Here is a 12,790-nt window from a genome sequence, read left to right as displayed (position 1 = left end):
AGGATTTCTACAGAGCCGATATTTCTAACCTTTATCTGCATAACAATTATAGATGGTATGATAATGTTTAAACCAACAAAACACATCTTTTTAATATTATTATCTACTTGTTTCATACTAACAGCTGTGCTAAACCTTTTAGTTTTCAAAATGCATCTGCTCACTTATCAGTTTTCAATTTATGAAAATATACCGAATTTTATTTGGATTTTTGTCATTGTTAATTTATTATTTGGTGTCTTCTTAACGCTTGCTTGTTTTTTGTGGGAGGAAATTTTTAATTTTTGGAAGGCAGTGATTCTATTAATTGTACTTAATAATTTAATAGTAATCCTTCTACCCTATTTATGCGGTTACTACTCTCCAAGTTCTGGAGATCATCTCAGTCATATCGGCTATACAATACGTATTTTACAAGACGGATTTATCGCTCCCAGAGATGTTTATCCAGCTACACATATTCTAATGGGTTGCATTTCTTTAATCGCACATAATTCAATATACACTATTTCTTATTTTATCGGTTCAATTTTTTATATCTTCTTTTTAATTTTTACTTATTTATTTAGTAGATCTATTCTTCAACAAAAAGTAGCAGTATTAAGCCTATTATCAGGCACTGTTCTTTCCTGTTATTATTTCACGTATCTTTTTCCTATGGGATTTGCTTTACTCTTATTACCATTAATTTTTCTTTTATACTTTAAGCATCAAGAAAAAAAACATTATCCTGCGACTATTCTGCTACTAATGTGGATATTTTCAATAGTGCCTTTTCATCCTTTTGCATCATTCATTTACATTGGTATATTTATGCTTCTAGAGTTTGGATCCCTTTTTTTTGCTGCCAACTTGAAGAACAGAGACTTGATCAAAAATTTATATCTTTATAAGAATTTTTCGCTATCTATCTCGATTATCTTATTCATAGTAAATATGATATGGATATGGAGATTCTACTGGGTATGGGATTCCTCAGTGGAGTGTTTAGTTAGTTGGGCGAACTCTGAATTATTGGTACAATCAATGGCGAGCAGAGCATCAGAGAGCTTTGAAAAAATTAACTTCAGTTTAAGTGATATTATTACTTTGTTTATTAAAATATATGGTCAAATTTTCATTTATTTCTTGCTGTCTATCGCCGTATCTATGAAAATTTTAAAGGATAAATATTCCTATGGAAAACACTTGTTCTCTTATTCACTTACTTTTTTTATAATTAGTCTTCTGTGGATTACGGATTATATTAGACCGCTAACTTCACTAAGTAGTGGGAGGCTTATTGCGTGTGTAGTTCCTATGTTTCCTCTTCTTGTAGGGACTGCTTTGTATCGATTACTTAGTTCTAAACCCATTAGTTATACTTGTGCTAAAATAATTTCGCTAAAGTCTTTAAATGTTAACTATTTAAATTACATCTTAGTTTTTCTAATATTAAGCTTTTGTTTCATAGGTGAGGTTCTTTCATATTATCCTTCTTCCTACATATATAAATCAAACGAAGCAATTTCTTATTCTAATGCTAATGGGCTAGAGTGGGTACTCGAAAATGGAATCAGTGATAATGAAATCATTGGAGCAGGTGTTCCAACCATTTCTCGTATAGGTGATTCTATCTACGGTACACATAGAATTTATCCAAATTGGAATGGTACAATTAATGACCACTTTGGGTATAGTAGTGATATAGATATGTTGAGTAATTTATTGAATGGCTGTTATTTAATAACAGATCGTCAATACTTGTTATATTTGTATAACGTTTTATTTCCTGAGATTGGTAGGTTTAACAATAGTGATTTTATAAGATTAAATAACGATAATTCAACATCCTTAATTTATACTAATCAAAAAATTGTAATTTGGTATATCCCTAAAAAATTTTCGTCTTAAAATAATATATCATTAATAATAATTCGATGAGTTTTATGCCTAGCTTCTATATAACCCATACACCTTACCATATCCTTATATCCTGTGGATTGGCATGTTATAGCCGTGATAATATAAATTATTTAGTTATTATTCGTGACTTCCCAAATGCTGATATTTACTATGAATCTATTTTGAAGTGGAAAAATAATCCTTTTACAGATATAATTTTAATTCCGGGAATGTATAATCTCAAAAATAATAACGTAATAAGTGTGACAAGAATTTGTTATAAAAACATAAATATAATTAAATCATTTTTTGATAAGTACATATCTGCTGACTCATGTGTCTTTTTATTTAATGATCGAAGACCTGAAGGCCAAGCGATAGCGCACATAATCTCAAAAAAGAACGGATTGGTCATCTATATTGAGGATGGTCTCGAAGTATATAACGACCATAAAGCGAAAAAAACAAATACAATTTCTAAATTTTTTTTTAAAATAATATACGGTGGATGGTACAATCCAGTTCAAATTTTGGGAACTTCTAAATTTATACGTGAAATGATGGTCTTTAGACCGGAATTTATTCGACCTGAGTTGAAAAATAACGATATAATAAGAATTCCTGATGATGTTTTTAATAATATAGATGAAAACTTTACTTCTTTAATATCTAAAGGTTATGTCAATAATCTAGATGATTTAATTTTCGATTGTTTTTTGATTATTGACCATTCTGACTCTTTCAAATATCAAAGTTTAGAGAATGTTAAAGAACTATATTCGCAGTTGATTTATTTTCTCCATAAAACTTTTAAGAATATAGGAGCGAAATATCATCCTAGAGAGCAAAAGAATGATTTTTTGAATTTAGGATCAAATGAAAAAATAAATCTCTTGCCCAATTCTCTCTCTATGGAAATTTTGCTTATACTTTTTGCCAAAAAACCACCTAAATTAATTATAGGTAGTTTTTCGACAGCTATTTTAACTTGTAGTATGTTACTTGATAAAAACACTCACCTAATTTCTATTATGAAAATTCTCTGTCAAAAGGATAGTTGTACAATTAATATCTTCGAAAGAGTCGGCATAATTGTGCCTTCTTCTATGAACGAATTCAAATATGAAGTAAACTCTATCTCGAATTATTGAAGAGTTATCTCCAAACTGATTTTATTCTCAAATCAGTGAGAGTTTAAGATTACTTTATAATCAAAAATTTATTGGTAACCTTATTACTAGATTCAAAGAAGCATTTTTAATTTTTGATGCTATTCTAATGTAAGTGTTTGGAGTTATAACATATATCAACATATATCAGTGTTAAATTATTTTTAGTTTGATTATACACTAGAAAATATATCTATGTTTGGTCAGGTAAAATGAAAGAAAATAAAGCTATTTTGTTGAGAATCTTATTAGTAGGTGCCACGAACTTCTTACTAAGTTTTAGTGGAATTATCTTGTTACCAATTCTAACAAGAAACCTCTCTATTGAAGAGTATGGGTACTGGGTTCAAATTGGAGTTACAGTAACAATGGTAACAATATTAGCAACCCTAGGATTACCTTTTACACTAGTTCGTTTTTTAGCTCCTTTAAATAAACTAGAGGAAATTAGCGAAATATTTTATTCACTTTTCTTTTTAGAAATATTTATGAGTATTGCTGTTGCTTCAACATTTTTTGCCCTTTCTGATAAAATATCCATGGTATTGTTTTCTGGGAACAGTTTTCTAGCAAAAACAATGTCCTTTATCATATTCTTTGAATGTCTAAATTCTTTTCTTATTGGATATCTTAGAGCGAGGGAACAAATTAAAAGGTACTCTATGCTAAACGTCATAAGAACAATATTACAAATAATTTTTATATATTTCTTATTATCTTATGGAAAAGGAATTGTAGGCGCAGAATTAGGGTTATTAGCTAGCTCATTATTAATGTTTTTCATTATGGGTTATATGATAGTTTCCGAGATTGGATTTAAAGTTCCTAAGTTTGAAAATCTGATGGATTTTCTTAAATTTAGTATTCCTACAGTTCCGAGTAATTTATCTAATTGGATAGTCAATGCAAGTGATCGTTATGTTATTGGTTATTACTTAGGTCCTAATTCTGTGGGTTATTATTCCCCCGGCTATGCTCTCGGAAACATACTTAATTCTTTTTCTACACCTTTAAATTTTATATTACCTGCCACATTGTCCAAACATTACGATAATAATAACATAGAAGAAGTTAAAAGTATCTTAAGTTACTCTCTTAAATACTATTTAATCATTACAATTCCTTCTTTTTTTGGTTTGTCATTCTTGTCTAAATCCTTACTTAATCTCTTAACTACTCCTGATATCGCGACTGAAGGATATTTAATTACACCCTTTATCGCTTTGAGTTCTTTATTTTTAGGAGTTTACACAATATATCAAAAAATAGCAATCTTAGAGAAAAAAACAATGCTAACAGCTAGAATTTGGTTTATCGCAGCAACTCTAAATTTTTTGTTAAATATTTTATTGGTTCCACACTTTGGACTAATAAGTGCTGCCTTTACCACACTAATAGCGTTTGTTTCAAGCGTGGTTTTAATGGTATGGAAATCTTCTAAAGTATTAAGGCCTCAGTTTGGATCAAGCTTAATTATTAAGACTCTTTTCTCTTCAGCTGGAATGTCATTAGTTATTTTGCTAACAAACCCAAAAAGTCAATCCGAAATCTTCCTCACAATTTTTTATTGCTCTGCTGTTTATTTTTGTATGTTGTACTTACTAAAAACGTTTGAAAAAGAGGAAATTGAGTTTGTAAAATCTTTATGCAAATTTAGACCGTCTCCAGTTACGTGGATGGTCTTTTTGACTAAACGAAAATAATCTCAGCTCAAACCTTGATCGTTTGAGTTTTGTTTAAGGTAAAGGAAACTGGGAACACGAGTCGCATTGCAAGTATAGAGCATAAACTCTTTTTGCTTCTATCAATGGATTAAACTGTAGATAATTCCAACTTATGGGAGTAATTTTTCCATGTTATATGTTACTATCACGCTCTACACAGAGAGTGCTTTTTAACTAAGAAGATAAAAGCCAGAAGCAGACATATATAAGAAACTGTTAAGAGAATATAAGAAATTGTTACGAAATTGTCAAAAGATAATTAAGTTGTTTCCGAAAGATACTCTTTTTTACGTACCTTTCATATGTACTTTATTCTCTTTTTTAAGCGTTGCCAAATAGGTTAACATAGGTTGTCTTCTATTCAAGTAGATCCAAAAATATATGCGTGTTAAGAGAGAAACATTAATTTAGGGCCGTGAGTAGTCTTTTAGTATCTTTTTAATTTCACAACTTTGAACTTATTTAGTCTGACATCTCACTTATTCGACAAACTTCTTCAACTATAACTCTAATTTGACAGATTCTGCTAATTAATACAGTATTTTTGTATACAAAACACATTGCATTGACACATTACATTTTGGTAAAATTAATAATGCCAAAAAATCATAAGATGTGAGACAAAACCTTGAATTGTATAAAGAAAACAGGAACATCAGGCCCATTTTGACATTAGATGATATATGCTTCTGTCAAATTTGGGCTATAATCTAAATCTTATAAAGCTTTCTTTTATTTCATTCTTAATCTCATAAATATAATGGATGAATAGTCTTTTTATTCCGTTTTATTATTTTTATCCGCTTTTTTGGCAGTGTCGCGAATTTGCTGTAAATTCTAAGTTAATTTTTTGGATACTGTATGTGAAACTGACTTACTGACCGCGGATTTTTGACTTAAAAGTCTCTTAAAATTAGTAATTTTACAGAAAAATTGACACACTGTCGCTTTTTGAAGAAAATATCTTATTTCTTCAATATTCTATGTAATCTATTCATAGATTAGAAAGATAGGTCAAGGATATATGAATATAAAACTACTTACCTCCTTGAACAAGAAAGCATTCTTTTAACATGTAGGTCAGACAATCAAACTAGGATATGGTTTATATAAACTATTGGTCTACTTACTTCTCTTAAATGACAGGTAGATTCCCCGATTTCTGCGGAGCTTTATACTGCATAGGCAAATTACGTTGTATTATTTTGTATCTATACACTCAATTATATTTACTATTTTTTTTGCCTCTTCTTCTCTTTTTTCAACTACTTTTTTTATATTTTCTCTAATTTCTTTCTCGTTTACAAGAATACTTTTTGCTCTTTCTATAATTGCATTACATTCTTCTTCACTTGGAATAGCTGAAAACTCTTCTATCTCTTTATATTCTAATACTTTTTGCAAACTTTTTGTTTTATGTGAGTTAGACCCTAAAAAAATGCATGGTGTTCCTCCTAAAGAAGCAAATATTGAAGGATGATATCTACCAGAGATAAATAACTTTGATTTTGCCAATATTAATCCACCTGATAGAATCGGAACATTTACTGGTATCAATGGAGTTGTAGTAGCTTCTGAGACATTTTTTAAAAAAGAGTCTCCGCTACATGTCTGTACTAAGTATATGTTTAATCCTAGTTCTTTAACTCTTTTAACCAAGTTTATATATTGTGGAATTGCTTCTTGGGGTTTCCATGCCGCTGAAGAACTACCTCCTATACATATATATGGTAGATTAAAATTTAAATTGTTGAATAAAAAATCGTCTTCTGGATGAGGAATTATAAAATCACCATTTGAAGGTAAAGAAACATCATAAAAGTATTTTCTCCATGTGAACAAACTATCTGGAATATATTCACAATTTATCTCTTTACTCATTTCTTTTACCATTTCTAAAGAAACAGGATCCCTAACTAATACACGTTTACATTTTGATAGGGTAATTTTTGAATAATTATAAGTTTCGAGGTTTCTTCCTGTTGAAGGACAATCTGATATAACTCCATTAACATAATATACATTTTTTCTTAAATAAGTAGATAACTCTATCATAAATAGCAAAAACAGATATTGCCTTCTTGGGGGAGTAGTAAATATCGCATCTCCCTCTCCGTTTATGATTACAATATCAGAATTTTTTATTTTATAATAAATCTCGAGAAATTTATCATTATTATGCAAATTCTTTAGAAACGTTTGCAGACTTTTAGAAGGATCATGTTGTATAAAATCGTAGTATGAAGATTCTTTTAGTCTTTTAAAAACATAGTTCTTTCTTGCAGCATAAAATAAAAAACTGATAAATCTACTATTTTTCGATAATAAATTATTTTTTGATAAAGGACCTCGGACATCATCTCCATATATTATATTTTTCATTTCATAGTTCGTACTTAATGTCTGATATAGGCTAATACTTGTTCCTCTGCATCCCCAATTAACCCTATTTCTATTATCTGACACGTACAATACTTTTTTTCCCATATTTAGTCTCCATTAAGCTATTCAAAGTGATCTTTATTGTTCAGTCTATCTCAACATAATATATTTTATTGATAGGGTCCTCAAAAAATGATTCATTTTTCAAGGGTTAATAAGCCTTATCTCGTAAATTGTATGTGGTGCTAGTGCTCCCCCAGTAAAAGTACAGATGATAAAGAATTTATTTTCCATTAAAGAAATTAAATATCCTTAAATTCCATTTTAAGGTTTTCTTAGCCCTATTTTCAACATTTAATTTTGTAAAACGGAAAACGGAGTCAGTTGCCATAATTTCAAAAAAATGTAACTTGTCAAAAAATAAAGCTCTAATCCCATCCATCTATTATTTTTAAAGTTTAATCGGGTGTATTTTCCTCTAAATTGGATTTTAAGAATGTACTTTTATTAGGGGAACTCTGGTTATATATCTATTACCTAAAATAAGCATTCTGAATCCTCAGTTTACACACTGATTTTGGAGAACCCTATTTATTGAATAAAGATTTTTATCTTTTTGAAGCATATAACGTTCTTTGTGAACGCTTATATGTTTTCTTGATCTTAGCTCGCTTATTTCCTAAAAGAATTAGTAAATTTTAATCACAGCTTTGTGCATTTTTGAAAAAGACTAACAAATTCTCTTATTACACCATTTCCTCCTTCTTTCTCCAAGATATAGTCAGAAACAATTTTTACTTCATCAACAGCGTCTTTTGGACAAAAGGAAATTCCTACTTTTTCTAGTACAGATATATCGTTTATATCGTCACCAATATAAGCTACTTCTGAATAGTTCAACTGATATTTTTCCCTTAATTTTTCAAAAGCACTTAGTTTATCAATTACTCCTTGATGAACATCATCTATTTTCAGTTTTTTAGCCCTAGCTTCTATAATCTTCGTATTTTCTTTTGTAATTATTGCAGTTTTAACACCATATTCTCTTAATAACTGGATCCCCATACCATCTCTTGTATTAAATTTCTTTAATTCGTCACCGTTCTCTGAGTAATACATGCCACAATCAGTCATTACACCATCAATGTCAGTAACGAGTAATTTTATGTTCTTTAGTTTACTTTCCACGTTTTCTTCTCTTTTTTTTCTAAACTGGAGGAACTCCTCAATAATTTCCCAGTCAATAGGTTCATCAATCTCATAATATGTCTCTCCTGGCATTTCGTAATAAATTATATTTCCTGAGATCCTACATTCTGTTTCTTGTAACAATTTTTTTGAAGTAATATAAAAAGCACCGTTTTCGACCAGATAACCCTCAAAATCTTGTCTTCTGGGCCTATTTAATGGATCATAATTTAATGGTTTTACAAAGTATTCTGAAGATTTCTTCCATATGAAACGTTTTTGTTCGACTACTGATAGCAGAGAATCAGCTTTATTTCTCTCAAATGCCTTTATTGCTTCTTCTAGATCTTTCGATGTTAAAAGAGGAGATGTTGCTTGGATCAAAATTATATTTTCAAAGTCGTGGAAGTTCGCAAATTCAAGCATAACAGATTCTGTACTTGCTGTGTCAGTAGCAGTTTCAGGGCTTCGACCTATAATCTCAAATTTTTCATTTTCAAAATAACTTGCTGTATCTCTAATTCTCTTTGAATCCGTAGACAAGTATACTTTGTCAATCTTACTACAATTTACTGCAGCCTCGATTGTCCAATAAATTAATGGTTTACCGGCAATTTTTTTTATATTTTTTAAAGGTATGCTTTTGCTCCCTCCCCTTGCCGGAATAAGTGCTACATACTTTTTCAATTCAAAACCTCTTTAGTTTATTTCGTTGAACTTCTTCTATCTCAAGGATCTCTTTTTGTTTATATGTCAATGCTTTTGATACATTCTTTAAATCTCTTGCTAGTCTTCTCATACCGTCAGGCTCAAGACTCGCAGCATGATCTGTTCCTTTCCATGTTCTATCAAGTGTAAAGTGTCTTTCGAAGTACTCTGCACCATAAGCAAGAGCAGCTATATCTGCAGCAATCCCAAGGTGATGACCTGAAAAACCAATGCCTTTTACCCTTCTCTCGAATTTTTTTCTTATTCTTAATATCTCATTAAGACAAATGTCCTCAAATGGAACAGGATAACCAGAAGTGCAGCTGTATATCACAAGATCTTTTGCGCGATCTCTATCTTCAAAAAAGTTTACAATTTTCTCTTCCTCTTCATTTGTTGTCATTCCAAGAGACAAATGGATTTCTCCATCATACTCTTTGCAAAGGTGATTAAGCATATCAAATTTAAGATTGCATGCTGAAGGAATTTTTATCATCTCAGGATTTATTAACGCAATTTCCTTCGCAGATGTCATATCCCAAACAGATGTAGAATATATAACGTCCCAATCATCACACCATTTTTTTAATTGCTTGTGCTGATCAAGATTAAACTCTAGAAACTCTCTATGTTCCCCATAAGTTTTTCCATAAGAATTGTGAGGTACTGGATGTGGGGCATTGTATTCTTCAGGGGTCAGTAGTTCTTTAGGATTTCTTTTTTGGAATTTAACAATATCTACTTTGCAGAATTGGGCAGCGACTTTTATCATTTCGTGAGCAATTTCCATTTCACCTTTATGATTACAACCAATTTCAGCGATTACTTTTATATTCTTCATTTTTTCCCTACCTATTGGCATTAAAACTTGACTTTCTAATCACAGTACAAACTAAATAATTTAACATGTTCGTAAAAGTAAATCTTTCGTACTAGTTTTTCCAATAGTACTTATTGTAAATCCAGCCATTTCCCAAAGTTTCAAATTTATTACATTTCGAGTGTCTATAATTTTAAGATTTTTCAGTCTTTTACAAAATTCCTTTGGATCCATTTCCCTAAACTCGGAATGATCCGTCAACACCACAATACAATCACTCCCCTCCACAGCCTCTTCTAGTCCCAAAACCGGATAGCTCCACTCTTTCACAAATGGGTCATAAATCTTAACCTTGAACCCCTCTTTTTCTGCAAGCTTGATGAATTTTTTCGCCGGTGTAGCTCTTGTATCTGCAATGTCTCCCTTATAGGCAACCCCAAAAGCAGTAATTGTCGGATTTTCGACATGTGCAAGCATTTCTTTGACCATCTTCAACACATATTGGGGCATGGAATCATTGATTTGCCTAGACATCATGATCAAGCTGCTGTTGTTTGCATTTTCGGTCAAGAACCACGGGTCAATTGCTATGCAGTGGCCGCCTACGCCGGGGCCGGGTTTTAAAATGTTTACTCGGGGATGTTTGTTTGCGATTTCGATGGCTTTCCAGACGTCTATTCCGTAGTCGTCGGCGATCTGGGCGAATTCGTTGGCAAGGGCGATGTTGACGTCACGGAAGGTGTTTTCCATTAGCTTGATCATTTCGGCGGTTGTACTGGTTGTGAGGTGGAGGTTGCCTTTTACGAAGGAGGAGTAGAGGTCGGCTGTAAGCTGGGTGGACTCTTCATTTACGCCGCCGATCACGCGGTCGTTATAGACCATTTCGTGAAGGGTATTGCCTGGGATGGCTCGTTCCGGGCAGTGGGAGACGTAGAAGTCCTCACACATTTTGAGGGTGGACTTTTCAAGGATTTGTTTTATATTTTTTTCACAGGTATTGGGCGGGATCGTGGATTCTATGATTACGAGGTTGCCTTTTTTCAGGTGGGGGACGATCATCTCGCAGGCCGAGACCACGTATTTTAGGTCTGCCATCCGCAATTCTGTGTCAAAAGGAGTTGGAACAGCTACGAGGAAAACATCGGCTTCTTCTACGAGGGATTCTGCCCGGAAGGCTTTTTTTGCAATGGCTCCGTCAAGAAGTTCCTGAAAGCCTTTTTCTTCAAAGGGCATTTTGCCTGCTTTGAGGGTGTCAACAACACGCTTGTTTACATCAATGCCCACGACTTCATGGCCGTTGTTTGCAAAAAGAAGAGCAGTTGGAAGGCCGATGTATCCCTGGCCCAGTACGCAAATTTTTGACATGCCTTGTTCCACCTTTTAAAAATAATATTTCTACTTTTAAAATTTTGATTTTTATTTGAGGAATTTAAGGATCATAAGTTACTGGATTTCGTTTTGCCGTGTTCAATTGATCTATTCATGATCTATTCAATTACTGTAATTTTCCAATGGTCAGCTCTGCTGACTCCCCATTTCCGTATGGGTTTTCCCACTCGGGTTTTGATTCCATCATTTGCCTGGCACAGAGAATTATCTGCTCGCCGGTTCCTGCAATCAGGTTCGCGCCCACATCCACCGTTTCCGGCCTTTCGGTATTGTCCCGGAGCGTCACGCAGGGAACTTCCAAAATACAGCTTTCTTCCTGCACGCCACCACTGTCGGTTAGGATCATTCTTGCCCCGCTTTCGAGCTGTAAAAACTCTAGGTAGCCTAGAGGTTCGATCAGTCTTGTTCCTTCAGGGACTTCAAAACCGAATTCCTTGATCATTTTCACGGCCCTGGGGTGAGCCGGGAAAATTATGGGAAGGCCGAATTCTTTGTATATCTGCAAAAAGCCAGAAAGGATTCTTCCGAGGCGTTCTTTATTATCCACGTTTTCGGCCCGGTGGACTGTGGCTGCAAAATATTCTTTTTCCTTTAAACCCAGTTCTTTAAGGATGTCAGCCCTATTTTTAGAAATCTCAAGGTTCTGATAGGCTGCATCAACGACCGTATTTCCTGTAACAAAGATCTTTTCATCGGGAATTCCTTCATTTAGCAAGTGCTTTCTTGAAGTCTCGGTAGGAGCAAAGAGGTAGTCCGAAATATGATCGGCAATGATCCTGTTTGTTTCTTCGGGCATTAAACAATCAAAAGATCTTAAACCTGCTTCAACGTGCCCGATTTTGATCTGAAGTTTGGAAGCTGCAAGGGCCCCGGCAAGGACAGTATTTGTATCTCCCTGGACAAGTACAATATCCGGTCTGTCTTTAATCAGGATCTCCTCGATGGCTGCAAGCATTTTTCCGGTTTGCTCTCCATGCTTGCCAGAGCCTACATCAAGATTATATTTTGCCTGCGGGAGTTTTAACTGCTCAAAAAAGATTTTATCCATTTCGTAACTATAATGCTGGCCTGTGTGGAGAATATAATAGTTAATGCCCTGTTTTTCACATTGCCTTATAATAGGGCTCATTTTTATAATCTCAGGCCTCGTGCCGAGAATGATTGCAATCTTCATAATCTTGCCTCTCTTCGATGGAGAATCCCGCTATCTCCCTTAATTTTTATTGAACTACACTTCACAATTATTTAAATCAATTGGTTGCTTTTATTATTCATATCTTCATATTTTATAATCACATATCTCTATTATAACTCTAAATTTATATAATATTTAGAACAATTTATAACTATATTTCTAATATGGTTTTTTATATATATATTCATGTTTATATAAAGAATAAAGTTTCTATATTATATTAAAGATTACGATTTTACGTCAAATATTTCTCTTTTTTATTTATTGCTTCTCCTTGAGTTAAGGTAAGTGATTCCAAGCCTGGGAAATATAAAAAGAGTTTTTCTATATG

General features: G+C 32.7%; 8 protein-coding genes. 3 read left to right on the top strand and 5 right to left on the bottom strand.

The features are described 5' to 3' along the window. Positions 1 to 63: 63 nt before the first annotated feature. The 3 genes from BP861_RS12280 to BP861_RS12270 all read left to right on the top strand — a co-directional run bounded on the left by BP861_RS12280 (position 64) and on the right by BP861_RS12270 (position 4,756). Positions 64 to 1,893, top strand: coding sequence for a hypothetical protein (locus BP861_RS12280; protein WP_292375926.1), 1,830 nt, complete (start codon positions 64 to 66; stop codon positions 1,891 to 1,893). An 89-nt stretch (positions 1,894 to 1,982) separates the two neighbouring features. Beyond that, the gene (locus tag BP861_RS12275) at positions 1,983 to 3,035 is read left to right on the top strand and encodes a polysialyltransferase family glycosyltransferase (protein WP_292375924.1); all 1,053 of its coding nucleotides are present in this window, start codon (positions 1,983 to 1,985) and stop codon (positions 3,033 to 3,035) included. A gap of 230 nt (positions 3,036 to 3,265) precedes the next feature. After that, complete coding sequence (locus BP861_RS12270) at positions 3,266 to 4,756, top strand: flippase (protein ID WP_292375923.1); 1,491 nt, start codon at positions 3,266 to 3,268, stop codon at positions 4,754 to 4,756. 1,221 nt (positions 4,757 to 5,977) lie between these two features. Here the strand turns inward: BP861_RS12270 and BP861_RS12265 are convergent. The 5 genes from BP861_RS12265 to wecB form a co-directional block, all read right to left on the bottom strand. Further along, positions 5,978 to 7,264, bottom strand: a complete 1,287-nt coding sequence (locus BP861_RS12265) for a polysaccharide pyruvyl transferase family protein (protein ID WP_292375921.1) — start codon at positions 7,262 to 7,264, stop codon at positions 5,978 to 5,980. Between the two features lie 597 nt (positions 7,265 to 7,861). After that, a complete protein-coding gene (locus BP861_RS12260) occupies positions 7,862 to 9,034 on the bottom strand; it encodes an acylneuraminate cytidylyltransferase (protein WP_292375919.1) in 1,173 nt (390 codons plus the stop codon). Between the two features lies 1 nt (position 9,035). Further along, on the bottom strand, positions 9,036 to 9,896 hold the full coding sequence (locus BP861_RS12255; protein WP_292375917.1) for an N-acetylneuraminate synthase family protein: 861 nt from the start codon (positions 9,894 to 9,896) through the stop codon (positions 9,036 to 9,038). A gap of 60 nt (positions 9,897 to 9,956) precedes the next feature. Beyond that, positions 9,957 to 11,240 carry a nucleotide sugar dehydrogenase gene (locus BP861_RS12250; RefSeq protein ID WP_292375915.1) on the bottom strand — a complete coding sequence of 428 codons (1,284 nt, stop codon included), beginning with the start codon at positions 11,238 to 11,240 and terminating at the stop codon, positions 9,957 to 9,959. 130 nt (positions 11,241 to 11,370) lie between these two features. Continuing rightward, positions 11,371 to 12,438 carry a non-hydrolyzing UDP-N-acetylglucosamine 2-epimerase gene (gene wecB / locus BP861_RS12245; RefSeq protein ID WP_292375913.1) on the bottom strand — a complete coding sequence of 356 codons (1,068 nt, stop codon included), beginning with the start codon at positions 12,436 to 12,438 and terminating at the stop codon, positions 11,371 to 11,373. Positions 12,439 to 12,790 lie beyond the last annotated feature (352 nt).

This window comes from Methanosarcina sp. UBA411 (assembly GCF_002495725.1).
Classification (GTDB): Archaea; Halobacteriota; Methanosarcinia; order Methanosarcinales; family Methanosarcinaceae; genus Methanosarcina.
The sequence above is the reverse complement of the archived record's forward strand: the minus strand, read 5'-3'. Positions and strand labels throughout refer to the sequence as shown.